Source organism: Myxococcus sp. AB025B, from assembly GCF_006518215.1.
Taxonomy (GTDB): domain Bacteria; phylum Myxococcota; class Myxococcia; order Myxococcales; family Myxococcaceae; genus Myxococcus; species Myxococcus fulvus.
Map to the genome: position 1 here is coordinate 1 of NZ_SRLW01000035.1, position 17,816 is coordinate 17,816.

Sequence of the window (17,816 nt, forward strand, 5' to 3'; positions counted from 1 at the left end):
GCTGCTCGCCTCGCTGCGGCCCTCGCGGAAAGGGGCATGATTATGCGGAGCCGCCGCGCCGGTCTCCTCCTCGGACTGGCGCGCGGCATGCCCCTCAACTCCGCATAACGCCGGACTCGGCATAATTGCGCTTATGCGGCGCACCGCATAAGCGCAAGTTCTTCGACGAGCGGCAGGCCGGCACCCACGTCCTGATTCGCTGCGAGGTCTTCCCCAAGCAGCTCCCCGCGAAGGACGGCCACGCCGGCAAGGTCATCACCGGCTTCCGCTGGTCCCACGTCGAGCTGAACGACGAGCAGCTCTCCCAGGTCGAGCAGGCCCGCAAGGCCAGCAAGCTCCCCGCGCTCGCCGACGCCCTGGCCTGATTCCGGGCTGCGACTGACGGCGCGCGTTCCGTCGGCGGCTGGCCCACGTCACGGGCCGCTCTCCCTTCCACACAAGGCATCCCGTGAACGTCTGGTCGTTCGACACGGAGACGTGGCTCATTCAGCCCGGCTTGCTTGCGCCCCCTCTCGTCTGCGGAAGCGTCGCGGCGCAGGCCCCGGGAACCGAACGGCTACTCGACAAGGCCCAGTCCCGGGAGTTTTTTCGCAAGGTTATCGACGCCCCCGACACGCACCTCGTCGGCGCAAACCTCGTCTATGACCTGGGGGTGATGGCGGCGGATGACCCGCGCCTTGTCGCCCCCATCTTCGCGGCCCTCGATGCCGGACGGCTGCATTGCGTCCAGGTCCGTGAAGCCCTTATCGACATTGCCCGGGGCATGTACGGCGTCGACCCGTCCACCGGCCGGAAGCTCGACGATGACGAGGGGGCGCGCTACCCGCTCGCGCTCCTCGTCCAGCGCTACCTGGGGCTCGACATCAGCGAGGAGAAGAAGAACCCGAAGGCATGGCGGCTTCGCTACGCGGAACTCGACGGCGTCCCTGTCGAGCGCTGGCCCCAGGAAGCGGCGGACTACCCGAAGCGCGACGCTCGCTACACGCTCGACGTCTACTTCCGGCAGGAGGCCATCGCGCGCGCGACACCCAGCGGCGGCAACCTGCATGCCGAAGCCGACCAGATGCGCGCCGCCTTCGCGCTCCACCTTGCCTCCATCTGGGGCATGCGGACGAACGGCGCGTCGGTGGCCCAGCTCCGTGAGCGCGTCGAGCGGGAGTGGAGCGAGAACCGGGCGAAGTTCCAGGCGGCGGGCATCTACCGCGAGGACGGCACGAAGGACTCCAAACGCCTCGCGGCGCTCGTCACTGCCGCCTACGACGGGCAACCGCCCATCACCGCCCCCAGCGACAGGTTCCCCGACGGCCAGGTCGCGACCGACCGCGACACGCTTCTGGGCTCCGGTGACGCGCTCCTCGAAAACCTGGGGAAGAGCGGGCGCGTGGACAAGTACAAGTCCACTTACCTGGACGTCGTCGAGGCCGGCACCGCGCACCCCATCAATCCGCGCTTCAACGTGCTGGTGTCCACGACGCGCGTCTCCAGCGACTACCAGCAGCTCCCGCAGAAGGGCGGCATTCGCGAGGTCCACGAGGCCCGCCCCGGCTTTGTCTACTGCTCGGTCGACTACGGCGGGCTTGAGCTTCGCACCATGGCTCAGCGGGCCATCTGGGAACTGGGCTACTCGAAGATGGCGGACGCCCTGAACAGCGGGCTCGACGTCCACACCCTTGCCGCGGCCGAGTTCCTCGGGGCGAGCTACGACGAGATGCTCGCGAAGGTGAAGGCGAAGGAGCCCGTCGCGGTCGCCTTCCGCCAGCTCGCGAAGATTCTCAACTTCGGCAAGGGCGGCGGGATGACGGGCGGCTCGCTCGTCTACAACGTGCGCGCGAAGGACCGCGTCTCGTTCTGCCGACTGGCGAAGCGCGCAGACGTCTGCGGTGTCGAGCGCGTCGTCGTGCATGTCCAGCGCAAGCCGAAGATGGTCTGCCGGGCGTGCGTCGAGGTCGCGAAGGAACTGGACACGAAGTGGCTCAACGCGTGGCCCGAGCAGCGCGAGCTACAGCACCGGGCGAAGTCGCGCACCTACGGGGGCGGGTTCGCCGACGTGATGATTCCGGGCGCCAACATCCTGCGCGGCGCATGCGGCTACACCCAGATTCTGAACACGCCGTTCCAGGGCCTGGGGGCCGTCGGGTGCAAGCGCGCGATGTGGCGCGTCAGTCGCGAGATGTACGTCGACCGCAGCTCGCCTCTCTACGGCTCGCGGCTCGTGCTCATGGTCCACGACGAGCTGATTAGCGAGCTGCGCGCCGATGACCCGCAGCGGTTGCACGACGCGGCCGAGCGCAAGGCGGAGCTGATGCGGCAGGCGATGCGCGAGGTGACGCCCGACCTGGCACCGTCCATCGAAGCCGAGCCCGCGCTGTCTCGCATCATGTCGAAGGACGTCGCCACCGTGCGCGACAGCTCCGGGCGGCTGCTCGTCTGGGAGCCCCCCGCGAAGCGCGCAGCCTGAACCACGCTCGGAATCCGCACCCATTTAGGGAGCACACGCGCTCTCTGGATGGTGCAACGGATGACCTCAGCTTCCACCGTACGACAGCTCCTCGTGTCGCTCGACCCCGGGCTTCGCGAATGTGGCGTCGCGCTCTTCGACCTGGACTCGGGCGAGCTGCTCGCGGCGGGCATGCCCACCAATGCCGAGCGGAAGGCCCGAGGGCTTCCAGCATGGGCGCGGATGGCCGATGGCGTGTCCGCGTTCGTTTCGCCGTTCCTGGAGCCGTACAGGGCCGCAGGTGAGGTCGTCGCCATCACCATCGCGAGCGAGTGTCCCCAGGTCTACACGGCCGGGAAGAGCAAGGGCGACCCGAACGACCTCATCGAACTGGCGGGAGTCGTGGGTCGCGTCGCGGGCGCCCTGAAGGCCACGTCGGAGCGGAGCTACCTGCCGCGCGAGTGGAAGGGCACGCTCGATGCCGACGTGATGGTCGAGCGCATCAAAGCGCGCCTCGCCGAGCGACCGCACGAGTACCTGCGAGTCCAGCTCCCTCGCGCCCAGGACAAGCACCACAACGTTTGGGACGCCATCGGCATCGGCCTGCACGTCGTCGGCCGACTCGCACCCAGGAAAGTCTTTCCGAGGTGAGCGCGCATGGCCTGGCTGTTCATCCCTGCGGAATTCATCCCCGCCGTGCACTCGAACTCTTCGCTGGCGGTGGCGGACTCGCTCACGGCCTCAAGCTGGCCGTCCCTTCCCTCCGGACTGTTTGTTACGTCGAGCGGGAGGCATACGCAGCGGCCTGCCTCGTGGCCCGGATGGAAAAGAAAGAACTGGATTCGGCTCCTGTCTGGGACGACGTTGGAACCTTTAATGGCATCCCATGGCGTGGCGTCGTGGATTGCGTCAGTGGGGGCTTCCCCTGTCAGGACATCAGCTTTGCTGGCAAGGGTGCTGGCCTCGAAGGCGAGCGCTCTGGCTTGTGGCGCGAGTACGCGCGAATCGTCGCTGAGGTTCGACCCCGCTTTGTCTTCGTCGAGAACGTCGCGGCGCTCCGTTCGCGGGGCCTCGACCGCGTGCTCGCCGACCTTGCCGCGCTCGGGTTCGATGCGGAGTGGATTTGTCTCCGAGCGTCCGACGCCGGGGCTCCCCACAAACGAGAGCGGCTCTTCCTCCTGGCCCACGCCGAACACTGGGGAGAGTTCGAACGGCCATGGGAGACGTGGCGGGAGACCACGCAACGGCCGGCAATCGGGGGCGGACCTGAGCGCGCTCGTGAAGGACTGGCCGACGCCGGGGGCGTGCGACTGGAAGGCCGCGAGCTGCATCGGCCAGCGTCGACGGCAGCTCTCGGAAGCCATCCTGAGCTTCCCTCATGGCCCCCAGGACGCGACGACCTCGAAGGATGGCGCTCTGTCCTCGCCGGGCGCCCGGACGTTGAACCCGCAGTTTGTCGAATGGCTGATGGGCTGGCCCATCGGATCGACCGACTGCGGCTCCTCGGAAACGGCGTCGTGCCCCAGCAAGCGGCGCTCGCCTACGGACTCTTGCACGCGCGGCTGTTCGGTGCCGCCTTGAGGGACTCGAAATGAAGCAGCCCGAGCAGGTCGACGCGGGGAACCCTCCCGAGTTCCTCACGGTCGACGAGGCAGCCGCACTCCTGCGCGTGAACCGGAAGACGCTCTACGAGGCGATTCGATTGGGGCAGGTGCCGGGCGTGGTCCGCGTCGGAAAAGCACTGCGCATACGGCATGCCGCGCTGGTAGAGTCCACCACGGGTAAGGGCTGCGATTCTGCGCTTAGGAGTCGACGATGAGCGTCAGGTTGCGGCAGTGGACGACGAAGGAAGGGAAGTCAGAGGAGGCGTGGCAAGTGGACTTCGTGTTTCAGCACTCGGATGGACGGAAACAGCGAGTCGTGAAGTTCTCGCCCGTTCAGACCCGCCGGGGTGCTGAGCAATACGAACGAGACCTGCGCAACGCCATACTCAATGGGACTTTCGGAAGGGAGAATGTACGCGAGGAAGAGCCGCTGACGCTGGCGGATTTCACCGGACGATTCCTCACCTACAGCGAGAACAACAACAAGCACTCAAGCGTGGATAGCAAACGGCAGATTCTCAGAGACCACATCCTCCCGTTCTTCGGGATGATGACTCTTGCGAGTATCGACACGGCCAAGGTCGAAGACTTCAAGGCGCTCATGCGCAAGAAGAAGTCAGCGGCTCACAAACTGAAAGAGTCCGCATCAAAGCGAGCGGTCCGCAAGAGACTGAGAAGGGAACTCAAGCCACTGAGCTTGAAGACCATCAACAACGTACTGACAGTGCTCCAGAAGTTGCTCGCACTCGCAGAAGAGCAACGGGTCATTGCGCAGGCGACACGCGTCAGGGTCTTCAAGAAGCTCCCGAAGCCTCCCTTCGACTTCCTATCGTTCGAGGAAGCCGAACAGCTCCTCGCCGTGGCCGAGCCGAAATGGCGGGCTGTACTGCTCGTGGCTATCAAGGCAGGGCTTCGACAGGGAGAGCTGATTGGGCTCCAGTGGAACGACCTGGACTTGCCACGTAGAACGCTTCACGTCCGACGAAGCATCTGGCGAGGGATCGAAGACTTGCCCAAAGGTGGGCGAGAGAGGACGGTCGAACTGCCGGAGTCCGTGGTGGATGCGCTCAAGGCCCACCGGCACCTTCGGGGTCGCTTCGTCTTCTGCCAGGAGGATGGGCGCCCACTCACCCGAGGCAAGATGGCGGCACCGCTGAGTCGTGCCCTCCGAGCGGCGAGCATCTCCAGAGAGACAGGGGCTGTCGGTTGGCATGACCTGCGACACACATACGGCAGCCACCTCGCGATGCACGGCGTGCCGCTCAAGGTCATTCAGGAGCTGATGGGCCACGCGACCGTCGAGATGACGATGCGCTACGCCCACCTGAGCCCCGACTCTCGGAGGAAGGCTGTCACGGTCCTGGACAGCCCCCTTGCGCCGGCGTGCGACATACGTGCAACACAGGGGGAAGTCGCCGCTAACCACCTGTAACAACTAGCAAAAACATTGCACGAACCGGGAATCGAACCCGGACGACCCTTGCGAGTCAGCGGATTTTAAGTCCGCTGCGTCTGCCAGTTCCGCCATTCGTGCAGGCCCCCTGTCCTACCAATCACCCTGCCCACTGCTCAACACCATTCCGAGGCCCCACGCCCGGGCCTCCCCCTGCCTCGTCTGCCCCAGCGCGCCCGCCTCTCGGACTCCGAGGGCGCCCGGCTTTCACTGTCCTGAAGGCGCCTCACGGGCAGGACCCTGGGACGAACGACATCTCCGGTGGCACCGCGCATTCTCCGCGGGTCCCATTGGAACGACAGGGGAGAACGCCGCCCATGAGCACGTCGCCCCGTTCGCGCCTCCGAGCGGACGCCGTCCAGGCCCCCGCGCCCGGCGTGTATGCCTTTCGTGAGCCCCCCGACTCGCGCTCCGTGCTCCACCGAGAACTCGTGACCCACGCCTTGGGCCCCTGAGGAGAATCACATCCATGTTGTTTCAGTACCTTGAAGACAGCGCGCGAGCGGCCCCTCGACGGACTGCGGTCATCGACGGCGAGCGTGCCATCTCCTATGAGGAGCTCGACGCGGGCGCGAACCAGGTGGCCCGCACGCTCCAGGAGCTCGGCATCGGCCGGGGCGCGCGCGTGGGGCTCCACCTGACCAAGTCGCTCGAGGCCGTGGTGAGCCTGTTCGGCATCCTCAAGGCCGGCGCGGCCTACGTCCCCATCGACCCTTCCGCGCCGGAGTGGCGCCTGAAGTTCATCGCGAGGGACTGCGCGCTCGCGGCCATCTTCACCACCCCCACCTGGCAGGCCTCGCTCCAGCAGGTGCAGCCCCTGCGCGGAATCATCCTGGTGGGAACGCGACAGCCGAACACCGCATCGGCCCCGCCCGGGGAGCACCGCACGACGACCCTGACCTGGGAGCAGGTGCGCACCCGCTCCACCTCGCGCCTGGAGAAGGACTCGCGCGCCACGCCCGAGGACCTGGCGTATGTCCTCTACACCTCTGGCGCCACCGGACACCCCAAGGGGGTCATGCACAGCCATCGCTCCGCGCAGACCTTCGTCGAGTGGGCCTTCCAGACGGCGAACGTGCGCTCCTCGGACCGCGTCTCCAGCCTCTCGCCCTTCCACTTCGACCCGTCCGTCTTCGACCTCTTCGCCACGGCCAAGGGTGCCGCCACGCTGGTGCTGGTGCCCATCGAGCTGTCCGCGATTCCGCGGGAGCTGGCGGACTTCATCGCGAAGAAGGAGATCGCCATCTGGCACTCCGTGCCCTCGGTACTCACCCAGCTCGAGGCCCGGGGCGAGCTGTCGCGCCATGCCTTCCCACACCTGCGCACCGTGCTCTTCACCCGCGAGGTCTTCCCGCACAAGTACCTGCGCAAGCTCGTGCTGACCCTGCCCAGGCCGCGATACCTCAACCTCTACGGCACCACCGAGACGAACGTCTGCACGTACCACGTCGTCACGCCCGCGGACCTCGCGAGCCCCGAGCCCCTGCCCATCGGCAAGGTCTGCTGCGCAGATGAGGTCTTCGTCATCCGGGATGACGGCGCGCGGGCGGCGGACGGCGAGGAGGGCGAGCTGTGCGTGGCGGGCCCCACGCTGATGAGCGGTTACTGGGGACAGGAGGAGCACACCCGGAAGGTGCTCGGCCCCATTCCAGGCCATCCCAAGGCCTATCGGACGGGGGACCGGGTCACCCGGGATGCAGCAGGCGTGCTGCGCTTCCTGGGCCGCCGCGATGACCGGGTCAAGGTCCGGGGCCGCCACATCGAGCTGACCGCCGTGGAGGAGGTGCTGCTGCGCCACCCGGATGTCGAGGAGAGCGCCGTGCTGACGCTCCCGGACGAGCTCGCGGGCGGAGAGCTGCGCGCCTTCGTGGTGCTCAAGGACAACGCGAGCGCCAGCCTCCAGGACCTGCGACAGCACTGCGCGGACTACCTGCCGCCCTACATGGTCCCCACCCGCATCGACACCTGCGAGTCCCTGCCGAGGACGACCGCCGGGAAGAAGGACCGCGTCCGAATCCAGGAGGACGCCCGCCAACGCGCCTGAGCTGTCTCGTCCCACCGCGTCGGGCCTGGCCCCCGTGGCCTCGCCCAGCTGGACATCGGAGTGAGTCGCCATGAACGGGAGCGTGGGACACTCAACATCCGAGCCTCGGGGACGGACGGGAGTCCGCCCGATGCACGTGGACCTCTGGCGGGACTTCGAGCGGCCGGGACACGTGGACGCGGCGAGCACACGCCACCTGCCCCGCGTCTTCCGTCTGTCCGGCCTGCTCGACTGGCGCGCGCTGCGTCTGGCGCTCGAGGCCCTGCAGCATCGCCACGGCGCCCCGTGGTCCACGCCCCCCGTGGAGCGCGGACGCGTCCACACGCCCGGCATCTTCGTCCTCCCCACCGTCAGCCTGCTCGATGGGACGCCCTACTCGGCGGTGCGAGAGACCCGATTGGCCGAGGCCTTGCGCCACGAGGCCCGGCATCCGGTCGACCGCCAAGGCGCGCCCCTCGTCCGGGCGACACTGTTCGTCCTGGACGTGAGCGAGCACGTGCTCCGGCTCGAATTCCACCCGAGCCTCATCGACGTCCGGCCCCTGGACGTGCTGCTGTGGGAGCTCTCGGAGCTGTATGCCGCGTACCACCGAGGGGGACCCGCGCCCACCCTGCCTCCCGTCGAGTCGAGTCCCCGGCCTTTCGCGAACGACTTCGGGCGCGGCCCACGAGGGGATGACCTTCCGGCGCCCTCGCGGCGAGGCCCTCGCGGCGCCCCCATCGCCGCCAAGGACGTGCTCGCGGCCCTGGGAATGGCCGACGCCGCGCACAGGGGAAGCGAGGACCCGGAACAGCTCCGTTGAGCGGAGGACAGCCCCGGGGCCTCCGGCTCGACCGGAGCCCGGGCAGGCTGGGTCGTTGGCCCGAAAGCCACCCGCGGCCCCCTGGGGATGCGCCAACCCCTTGGGAGCGTTGATGAATCCAGGGCCTCGGCCCGGGCCAGACGGGCCTGGGGGTCGGCTCTTCACTCTTCGACGCCTGGGATGCGCTCCAAGGTCGCATCCCACCTCCCCCCTGTTATAAAGCGCCCCCCATGCTTGAGACCGTCACCAAGGGCTTCCGCGCCGCCAAGAACCGCCTCGCCGGCAAGAGCGAGCTCACCCCGGAGCTGGTCGACGAGTCGCTCCGCGACATCCGCGTCTCGCTCCTCGAGGCCGACGTGGCCTTCGACGTGGTGAAGAAGTTCGTCGCCCGCGTCCGCGAGAAGGCCGTGGGAGAGCTCGTCCAGACCACCATCACCGATGCCTCGGGCCAGAAGCGCAAGGTCAGCCCGATGGACCACTTCATCAAGATCTGCCACGACGAGCTCGAGGCGCTGATGGGGCCGGTGGACACGGGGCTGAACCTCAAGCCCAAGGGTCAGCTGTCCGGCATCATGATGGTGGGTCTGCAGGGCTCGGGTAAGACGACGACCACGGGCAAGCTCGCCAACCGGCTGCTCCAGCAGGGCCGCAAGCCGCTGCTCGTGGCCGCGGACATCTACCGTCCGGCCGCAGTGGACCAGCTCAAGGTCCTGGGCGAGCGGCTCAAGGTGCCCGTCTACCACGAGCCCGGGGTGCAGCCGCCCGAGCTGGCGAAGCGGGGCTATGCCGCCGCCCGCGAGCAGAAGTGCGACGTGGTGCTCATCGACACCGCCGGTCGTCTCGCCATCGACGAGGCGCTGATGTCGGAGCTGGAGTCCATCAAGTCGAACGTGCACCCGGACAACATCCTGCTGGTGTGTGACGCGATGATTGGTCAGGACGCCGTGCGCACGGCGGCCGAGTTCGACCGTCGCCTGACCTTGGATGGCTTCATCCTGACGAAGCTGGACGGTGACGCGCGTGGTGGCGCGGCGCTGTCCATCAAGGAGGTCACAGGCAAGCCCATCAAGTTCCTCGGCATGGGCGAGTCGATGGACAAGCTGGAGGAGTTCCGTCCGGAGGGCCTCGCCGGCCGCATCCTCGGGTTCGGCGACATCGTCGGCCTGATGAAGGACTTCGAGAAGGTCGTCGACGAGAAGAAGGCCGAGGAGGACGCGCGCAAGCTGTTGTCCGGCCAGTTCTCGATGAAGGACTTCGTCGAGCAGATCCGCATGGTGCGGAAGATGGGTCCGCTCAAGGACCTGCTGGAGAAGTTCCCGCTCTTCGGCGAGATGACGGAGCACCTGAACCCGGACGAGAAGGAGCTCACCAAGATCGAGTCGATGTACGACTCGATGACGGTGAAGGAGCGCCTGCGTCCGGACCTCATCAACGCCAGCCGGGTGAACCGCATCGCCAAGGGCAGTGGTCGCAAGCCCGAGGACGTGCGGGAGCTGCTGCAGAAGTTCGGGATGATGCAGCAGGTGATGGGGACGATTGGCCAGAACCCGGGGCTCCTGGGTCGCATCCCCGGCTTCAAGCAGCTGGGTCAGCTCTCGCAGATGCGGAACATGGACCTCTCCAGCATGTTCGGTGGGGACCCGAAGATGATGGAGAAGATGATGAGCGGCGGCATGCCGGGCATGGGGTTGCCCATGCAGCTGCCGCAGGTGGCTCCGGGCTACACGCCCCCCATGGGCCAGGCCGCCATGACGAAGGCCCGGTTGATGGGCTACGCCCCGCCGTCCGCCGCCGGCGCCAAGGGCGAGGACCGGGACGCCATCAAGGAGCGCCGCAAGCGGGAGAAGGAGAACAAGAAGAAGAACCGCAAGAAGCGGTAGGCGGTCAGGCCCCCGCTGGCCCGTGAGCACGAAGCCCGTGTCGCCCGGAGATCCGGGGGCACGGGCTTTCGCTTGTCTGGGGTCCAGGGTCTGGGACGGAAGCCCGGGCGTGAGACGGGGCCTGGGGAGCCTCGGCCGGTCCGAGGGCGTGTCATGGTAGGTGTCTGGACTGGAACACTCCCTGCACAGCAGACCTTCATGACGAACCGACTTCGCCTGTCCGTCCCCCTCTTCGCAGTCTTCCTGCTGTCCGCCTGTATCGATGTCCCGGACGTCGCGGGGCCGGAGGACCTCCCTGACGCGGGGCAGCCGCCTTCTGACGCAGGAAGTCTCCCTGACGGAGGCGAGCAGCCCGCTGGGGACTTCGAGCTCAGCGTCATGCCCACGGAGGACTCGATTCTCCAGGGGGCCACGAGGAGCTTCCAGGTCTCGCTCGTCCGCAAGAATGGCTTCAATGGAAGTGTCTCGGTGATGTTGGTGAGTCCCCCGGGAGGCATCACCGCGCCCTCGGTGACGATTCCCGGCGCGAGCACGCTCTCGAGCTTGAGCCTCAGTGTTTCCGAGCAGGTTGCGCCGGGTCCCGTGACGCTCACGGTGCGTGGCATCTCTGGAGCGCTTCATCGAGACCGGAGCGTTTCGCTCACCATCGTTCCGCAGGGGGACCTGGCGGTCTCCTGGGTTGCGCCTTCAGCGTCGTACAGCGCCACGAATGGAGGACTGTCGGTCGAGGTCGCGGTGCAGGGGGGACAAGCCGAGAAGGTCGAGCTGATGAAGGGAGACACGGTGCTGACCACGTGGACCGCGCCGCCCTACACGTACTCCTGGGATACGACGAGCGAGGCCGAGGGGGAGTTCACGTTGGTGGCCAAGGCGACGAGAACGGGCTCGACGTTCCCGAGTGTCGCGAGGACCGTGGTGGTGGACCGGACAGCGCCGAGCATCGTGGGCAGGCAGCCGGCACACGGGGCGACCCAGGTGAGCGCCCGGACCCGCGTCGAGGTGGGGTTCAGCGAGGCCGTGAAGGCGGCGACCGTGAGCACTTCGAACGTGGGACTCATCGGGGATGGCGGCGTGCCCATTCCTGTCGCCCTGGAGCTGTCGGTGGATGGACGGACCCTGACGTTGACCCCGGCTGCGTCACTCGCCGCGTCCACGGCGGTGAGCGTGCGACTTGGGACGGCGGAGCAGCCCCTGACCGACGAGGCGGGCAACGTCCTCACCACGGGTGGTGTGTGGTCCTTCGCGGTCCCCTTCTGGCTGCCCATGGGAGGCGCCATCAGCGCGTCTCCTGGGAACACGCCGGCGGAGAACGTGGTGATGAAGGTGGGGACGGATGGGCTGCCCGTCATTGCATGGTCGGAGTCGGATGGGACGAGCAAGAACATCCATGTGATGCGATGGACCGGACAAGAATGGCAACGACTCGGAGGACCTCTTCGAGTGCACTCCGCACCAGGTGCCCACGCAGAGCGTCCGGACCTTGCGATCGACAACTCGGGGAGGATCATCATCGCTTGGGATGAAGCTCTTGGGAAAGCAGGTGTCCCGCCCATTCAAGTCATGGCCTGGTCGGGAACGTTGTGGCAATCCCTCACGCCTCCTCCCTTCCCGAATGATTCCGGCACCGAAACGACCATCCCCAAGCTCGCGGTGGACGCATCGGGAGCGATCACTGTCTATGCCCAGGTCTATTACGTCACCGCATATTACGAGTCCAAAGCCTACATCCTCACAGCCAATCAGCAGACCTGGACGCAGGCACAGCTGTTTCTCGGCCCTGACTGGCTCAACAACTATCTCAAGGCAATAACCAGCGCGGGAAACACCATTTTCGCAGCCCACAGCAGCTATGTCGACTCGCTCGGGACTCGCGCTATCACCGTCACCCAAAACCACTCACAACCATTTGGAACCGCACTCATCTCCAGCCCTACCGACGCCTACACTGACCAAGCAGCACTTGCCACCAATGGCGCTGGCGAACCGCTGGTAGCCTGGGACGAATTCAAGGGCGCTGGGGCATCCTCCAACATCTTCTTCGCGCGGTGGCAGGGCAGTGCGTGGCAATCTCCAGAGCTCGTGACCCCACACTCGACCAACAACAAAGCTCCATCGCTCACGATGGGTGATGATGGCTCTCCGCTGCTGGCTTGGAGTGGATTCGCCGAGCCGGAGCAAGTGATTTTCGTCGCCAAGCGAAGCACGTCCTCTTGGACACAGCTCGGCCCGGCACTGAGTGCGGAGTCAGGCGCAAGCACTCCGGGTAGCCGACCCGTGCTGGCTCTCGGAAAAGAGAACCGTCCGCTGGTTGCCTGGCTGGAAACGACAGCTACTGGGACGCACGTCTACGTCGCGCAGCAGAACCAATGAAAGCCAGTGGGGCTGGGCGTTCAACGCGCCCAGCCCTCCGTCGCATCAGCTGTTGTCGCGCTTCGGGACAACCAGCCCCTGGCTGAGTCGCTTCAGCACACGCTTCTTCTGACGGCGCTTGTAGGCATCATGCGCGTTCTCTCCCTGCTCATTCAATCGGGCGGTCTCTTGGTCGACGATCTGGAACTCGACCAAGGAGATGATGACCCGGCCCTTCCGTGAACGCGTATCTTCGTGTGGAGCAGGGAGATGGGCGTCCATACGCACTGGCAAGTCCACCACGAAGTTCAGCGCCCGATAGGTGTTTCCGGAGAAGGAGTTGCCACTCTTGTCCTCACGAGCCTCGTAGTCTTTATCGAGGTGGAGTCGATGGGTGACTTGCTCGAAGTGAGGATTCTCCTCCAGGACACTGCGAAAGGGGAGCAGTGTGTTTTCAGTCTGTCCGGGAACAACGAGATGAAACGGGAATAGCCACTGCGTCAGATAGTAGAGGACCGGTAACAAGTCTTCTCGTGCACGGGTCACAATCCGGAAACGGGTCCGATCATAGACCTGCGCCGCAACCGTCTCCTTCTTGGCCAGCAGCTTCGTCACCAAGGAGTCTTGGGTCTTGATGGAGTGCGCGAATTCGACAACAGGCAACCCTTTCGCCTGCATCTCACGTGCGACCCCTTGGACTCTCTCAGTCACCAACTCCGCCAGTTCAGCCTCGGAGATGGCGAGCCGGAACAGCAGATCTCTCCCCTCGATGTGCTGAATGACATGCATCACCTTGAGTACGACACAGGCGATCCGCCGATGCCGAACCTCACCTTTGGCCCCTGAGGCCAGAAGGAACAGGTCATGGATTTCTGTCGGTTGGGCTACCGCGTCGGCAACACGATAGTTGAACGTCTTCCGCAAATAGACCACCGACTCGGCCAGCACGCTTCGCGCCCAGGCCTCGTCGTGAGGTTGGGACAAATCCAGTTGGCAAAGTCGCAAGAAGCGGTCGACCTCTTCTCGCGTCTGGAAGTGCATCCGACGCCAATCGATGACCGAGCCACCCCGCAGGATGAGACGAATGCGCTCAAGCTCGCGCAAGCCCATCTCCGCCACGGTGCGGACGGGGATCTCAGGAAGGACGAGGGAGAGCAAGGGGGCCTTCACGACTGAGCTTCCTATCCGAGTCGTTCGACGCGGGAAAGCCCTGAGGGGAGCTGGCCCTCCCCCTCCCCAACCAACAGGGAGGGGGCAAGACGGAGATTGATGTTCCGGGACTACCGCTCGGAAACCGGCTTGCCGGCCGCGAATCGGGCCTGCGAAACCGTCCGGCCATCCTCCGCGTAGACGACCTCAAGACCGTCCTGAAGGCCCTTCACCCACGCCTGCTCCAGCTTCTTCGTGCCGTTGGCGAAGTATTCGACGCGCTTGCCATGGTAGTCATTGCGCTCGAACTCGGTCTCGCCGGTCTTGACACCATTCGCGTCGTAGAACGTCCAGCGCCCGGTCCGCAGGTTGTCCTTGAACTGCCCTTCGGACTGCTTCTGCCCATTGGCCCAGAAGTCGACGTATGGACCATGACGGACGACCTTGTCGAGGTCCGAACTTCCTCCGGTCTTGATGCAGAAAACCCCCAGGTCCTTCGTGGGCTTGCTTCCTTTCTGAGTGGTCCCGGCCGGGCATTCGAGACGAACCCCCTGACCCGCCGAGGCGTCTCCCGCAAGGGCAGGCGCGGAAACCACTGCAACAGCCAGGACCACGTGACGATAAGCCATCTCATCTCTCCTTCGCGGAAGGACGCCGGACGAGCAGCGCCACCACCTATCTCAACGCAGGAAATCTTCTCTTATTCATGGCGGCATTCGCCACCAACTGCGTTCCGGCCCAAAACAACGAGCCCCATCCCGAGTCATGGGATAGGGCTCTTGCGCTACAAACAGCTTTCAGCTGACTGCAACGAGGCTGCGGGCTACTTCTGGATGACGCCGCAGATCTCGTTGCCGTCCCGGAAGTAGAGACCGATGGACAGCGTGTTGATGGCGCCCGGGCAGAAGTTCATCGTGAAGGTCGCGACCTTCCCGTTCTGGCTGGTGGCGTACTCCGAGGGGCGGATCAGGTTGACGCCATTTTCCTCGGTGCCGTTGACCTTGACGTAGAGCAGGTTCTGAAGACCGGACCGCTGATCAGGGAACCTGTTGTTGCTGTTGGCAGGCTGGTAGGCCTTCACCTGGACCTTGACGGTGTCCGCAGCGCCACACCAGGGCATGGAGTTGGTGTCCGGCGCCCAGGACTGCTTGGTGATGCTGAAGATGATCGGCCCCGAGCTCGAAATCGTCCACACGGGCTGCTTGCCACCCTGCGCAGGGTCGAAGTTCGCGCACGTAGGCGCCGGAACCGCGGTGCAGGTGCTGCTGGAGCAGTAATCACCGTAGAGACACGTGGACTGTCCCTCACCCGAGCAGGTGGTCGGACCCGTGTCGTCCTCCTCGCACTGACCGGAGGCCGTGTCACACACGCGGCCGGAGCCGCAGTCATCGTTCGAGTCGCACGCCGGGACACAGACGTTGTCCAGGTTCGAGCAGACCAGGTCGCTCGACGTGCCGTCCGAGCCGCCGTTGCACAGCGCGTCGGTGGAGCACTGGCAGATCAGCGTGTCGGACTGGGAGCTCGTCCCACCCAGTTCCGCGCAGGTCTTCGCGGACGCGGGACAGTCGTTGCTCGTCGTACACGTCAGAACACAGACGCTCGCGTCAGGGTGACAGATTTCATTCTCAGCGCAGTCGTCGTTGCCGGAGCACGTCGTGCCACTCGGGTCGTCGTCGCCACAACCCGCCATCAAACCGCTCATCGCGCCGAGTGCCGAGAGCACCAGCATCATCTTACGAAGCTGCATGTTGGGAATCCCTCCGTGGGTCTGCTTGGAATCGTCTGCTGGGGGCCTCCGGCCACTGAAGTCAGGCCCCGACGTCCATACAAGCGGTTCGGCTTTAGTCCCGCCCGTCGTGACGTGTCAACGAGTGTCGACACGCCCACGGACGCATCGCTCCCGCGGAAATTCAGCCCTCACGAAAGCGAACACTCACATGGGCCCCTGGCGTGACACACATGTCGCCAAGGACCCGGAACCTTCCTCTCCCGCTCAGAAGGTGAACGGGAAGTCGATGGGCTCACCCTGCTTCTTGTGCTTCGGGAACGCCCAGCTCTTGATGAGCCCGGTGATGCAGGTCGCCATGTACGTGCTGCGGTACTCATCCGACTTGCAGGTGACGTTCGACGTCTTGCCGCTCGTCTGGATGGTCCACCGCATCACCAGCTTGCCGCTGAGCATCGGGTCCTTCTTCTTCTGCTCGTTGACGCACTTCACGATGGCGGGCTTGTTGTTCAGCACCACCTCCATGATGTCGGAACGCTGAAGGGTGTCTCGCACCCCGCCCCCGCCCGGCTCGGGAGGGATGTAGGCCGTGGGACGATTCTCCGACGCCTTCGGCTCGGGCTTCGACTTCTTCGTGCCGAACAGCTCGTCGAAGTCGTCATCGCTCGAGGACGGCTTCTCCGCGCGCGCCACGGGACGCTCCTCGGTGTCCTCCCGTCGAGAAGACGAAGAAGAGGAGGAGCCGGAGGCACGCCGAGGCGTCGTCGTCCGCTCGACCTTCGCCACCGCGTTGTCCAGCGGCTGCTTCACCGCATCCGCCGGCGGCGTCGCGGGCACCTGCCCCGCCACGGGCTGCGCGGCCACGGGAGGCGGCGTCGCCACGGGCGCGGTCGTGGGAGCTCCCGCGGCGGCCACGGCGGGGTTCGCCGCGGCCGCTGTCTCAGGAGCAGGAGGCTGCGTCGGCGCTCCGGGCGCCGTGGCCACGACAGGCGGCGTCTGCGGCGCCGCGGCGACAGGTGCCGCCGCGACGGGAGGAGGCGTCACCACGGGCGGAGCCGCCGCCGGCGGCGTGGCCGCGGCGACAGGCTGCTGGGTGGGCGGAGCCTCGGGAGTGCCGCCCTTCGACGCCAACGCCCAGGCTCCACCACCGAGCCCCAGCACGCCCACGACGATGCCGACGATCAACCCCACCCGGCCCTTGCCACCGCCAGGAGGCGCTCCCCCGCCCTGTGCATAGGCCGGAGGGTAGCCCGCGGGAGGCGCATACGGCGCCGGGACAGGCTGCGCATAGTGCCCCTGCGGCTGCCCATACGGCATCTGCGCCGGCTGGCCATAGGGCTGCTGCGGATAGGCGTGCGGCGCCTGCGGAGGCGCCATCTGAGCGGCCATCGCCGGCCCCGCGCCCATCAGCGACGGGGACGACACCGGCTCCGGAGGCGGCATCGGCACGTCGAGCAGGCGGGACTGCGACACCGGCTCACGCCCCAGCGCGGGCGCGGGCGTCGGAGGCGGCTTGGACAGCGCGTCGTTCTCCTCCTTCACGAGCGAGGCGAGCACGCTGGCGGCCGACGGCTTCCACCCCACCGGCTCCTCGGAGGACGACGCCAACACCACCGACTCGCCCTTCGACTTGCCCGCGCTGAACGCGGACTGCACGGGCCCCGGCTGCACCGTGGGCGTCGAGCCCGACACGGGCTCGGGCGCGACGATGCTCGGCTTCGACGGACGCGGCGCCAGCACCGACGCCAGCTCCGCCGTCTCCGACAACGGAATCCAATCGCTGAAGCCCGAACGCCAGCACAGGCTGTCCGGCCCCACCTCGCCACGGTCCCACGCGTCCTTCACCTTCTCCACGGTGAGCGGCCCGACCTGCTTCTCGTCGATGGCCACGTACCACTCGTGAGAGGTGGCCGCGGGCTTCGGCTCCTCCTTGTCGGGCTCGTCCTCGGCCTCGGCCAGCTTGCGCACCGACTCCGTGGTGGCATCGCGCGCGGCGGCCTCTCCGGCGGCTTCACCCGCCGGAATCTTGTGCGTGCCGGAGCTGAGGACCTGGTCGAAGACCGCGCCGATTTCGTCCTCTTCCACGTCCGTGAAGAGGCCTCCCTCGGGCGGGGTCCCGAGCGTCGCGGGCAGCGAGGCGGAGGTGGACGAATCGGCCTCCTTGCCCTGGGTGCTCGCGCTCTCGGGAGCGGGAGAAGGGGTGGACGCGGGCTCGGACGGGGAATCCTTCCCCGCCGCGGCGCCCGCCGGGCGCACGGTGATGGTGTGGCCGCACTTCTTGCAACGAACCTTGACCCCCTTCGGGCCAACCTTGTCGTCGCTGATCATGTACTGCGCGCGGCAGCTGTCACAGACGAAACGCATCTTTTCCG

General features: G+C 66.3%; 14 protein-coding genes and 1 tRNA gene. 10 read left to right on the forward strand and 5 right to left on the reverse strand.

Annotated features, from left to right (window positions below):
• The first annotated feature begins 125 nt into the window (after positions 1-125).
• The 6 genes from FL311_RS08210 to FL311_RS08235 all read left to right on the forward strand — a co-directional run bounded on the left by FL311_RS08210 (position 126) and on the right by FL311_RS08235 (position 5,473).
• Positions 126-365 (forward strand): hypothetical protein, encoded by a 240-nt coding sequence (locus FL311_RS08210; RefSeq protein WP_228556749.1) that lies wholly within the window; start codon positions 126-128, stop codon positions 363-365.
• Positions 366-448: 83 nt separating this feature from the next.
• A complete protein-coding gene (locus FL311_RS08215) occupies positions 449-2,458 on the forward strand; it encodes a DNA polymerase (protein WP_141324382.1) in 2,010 nt (669 codons plus the stop codon).
• A gap of 60 nt (positions 2,459-2,518) precedes the next feature.
• Complete coding sequence (locus FL311_RS08220) at positions 2,519-3,088, forward strand: hypothetical protein (RefSeq protein ID WP_141324383.1); 570 nt, start codon at positions 2,519-2,521, stop codon at positions 3,086-3,088.
• The gene (locus FL311_RS08225) at positions 3,085-4,032 is read left to right on the forward strand and encodes a DNA cytosine methyltransferase (protein ID WP_228556750.1); all 948 of its coding nucleotides are present in this window, start codon (positions 3,085-3,087) and stop codon (positions 4,030-4,032) included. The genes FL311_RS08220 and FL311_RS08225 overlap by 4 nt, the downstream gene beginning before the upstream one ends.
• Positions 4,029-4,256: a helix-turn-helix domain-containing protein gene (locus tag FL311_RS08230; RefSeq protein WP_141324384.1), complete on the forward strand. Its 228-nt coding sequence runs from the start codon at positions 4,029-4,031 to the stop codon at positions 4,254-4,256. Before FL311_RS08225 ends, FL311_RS08230 begins: the two co-directional genes overlap by 4 nt.
• Positions 4,253-5,473, forward strand: coding sequence for a site-specific integrase (locus FL311_RS08235; protein WP_141324385.1), 1,221 nt, complete (start codon positions 4,253-4,255; stop codon positions 5,471-5,473). Before FL311_RS08230 ends, FL311_RS08235 begins: the two co-directional genes overlap by 4 nt.
• Positions 5,474-5,489: 16 nt before the next feature.
• Here the strand turns inward: FL311_RS08235 and FL311_RS08240 are convergent.
• Positions 5,490-5,575: transfer RNA gene (locus FL311_RS08240), tRNA-Leu, on the reverse strand.
• A gap of 388 nt (positions 5,576-5,963) precedes the next feature.
• On the opposite strand from FL311_RS08240, the gene FL311_RS08245 reads away from it, so the two are divergent.
• From FL311_RS08245 to FL311_RS08260, 4 genes are all read left to right on the forward strand, one after another.
• Positions 5,964-7,538, forward strand: a complete 1,575-nt coding sequence (locus tag FL311_RS08245; RefSeq protein ID WP_141324386.1) for an amino acid adenylation domain-containing protein — start codon at positions 5,964-5,966, stop codon at positions 7,536-7,538.
• Positions 7,539-7,668: 130 nt separating this feature from the next.
• Positions 7,669-8,340, forward strand: coding sequence for a hypothetical protein (locus FL311_RS08250; protein WP_194869114.1), 672 nt, complete (start codon positions 7,669-7,671; stop codon positions 8,338-8,340).
• A 230-nt stretch (positions 8,341-8,570) separates the two neighbouring features.
• Entirely contained in the window at positions 8,571-10,220 is a 1,650-nt protein-coding gene (gene ffh, locus FL311_RS08255; RefSeq protein ID WP_141324388.1) for a signal recognition particle protein, read from the forward strand.
• 378 nt (positions 10,221-10,598) lie between these two features.
• Positions 10,599-12,590: an Ig-like domain-containing protein gene (locus FL311_RS08260; RefSeq protein WP_194869115.1), complete on the forward strand. Its 1,992-nt coding sequence runs from the start codon at positions 10,599-10,601 to the stop codon at positions 12,588-12,590.
• 45 nt (positions 12,591-12,635) lie between these two features.
• Here the strand turns inward: FL311_RS08260 and FL311_RS08265 are convergent, their stop codons facing one another.
• The 4 genes from FL311_RS08265 to gltJ form a co-directional block, all read right to left on the reverse strand.
• Positions 12,636-13,739, reverse strand: coding sequence for a TIGR04552 family protein (locus FL311_RS08265; RefSeq protein ID WP_141324390.1), 1,104 nt, complete (start codon positions 13,737-13,739; stop codon positions 12,636-12,638).
• 110 nt (positions 13,740-13,849) lie between these two features.
• Complete coding sequence (locus FL311_RS08270; RefSeq protein ID WP_141324391.1) at positions 13,850-14,347, reverse strand: toxin-antitoxin system YwqK family antitoxin; 498 nt, start codon at positions 14,345-14,347, stop codon at positions 13,850-13,852.
• A 194-nt stretch (positions 14,348-14,541) separates the two neighbouring features.
• Positions 14,542-15,465, reverse strand: a complete 924-nt coding sequence (locus FL311_RS08275; RefSeq protein WP_228556751.1) for a hypothetical protein — start codon at positions 15,463-15,465, stop codon at positions 14,542-14,544.
• A gap of 246 nt (positions 15,466-15,711) precedes the next feature.
• Positions 15,712-17,808, reverse strand: coding sequence for an adventurous gliding motility protein GltJ (gltJ, locus tag FL311_RS08280; protein ID WP_141324392.1), 2,097 nt, complete (start codon positions 17,806-17,808; stop codon positions 15,712-15,714).
• Positions 17,809-17,816 lie beyond the last annotated feature (8 nt).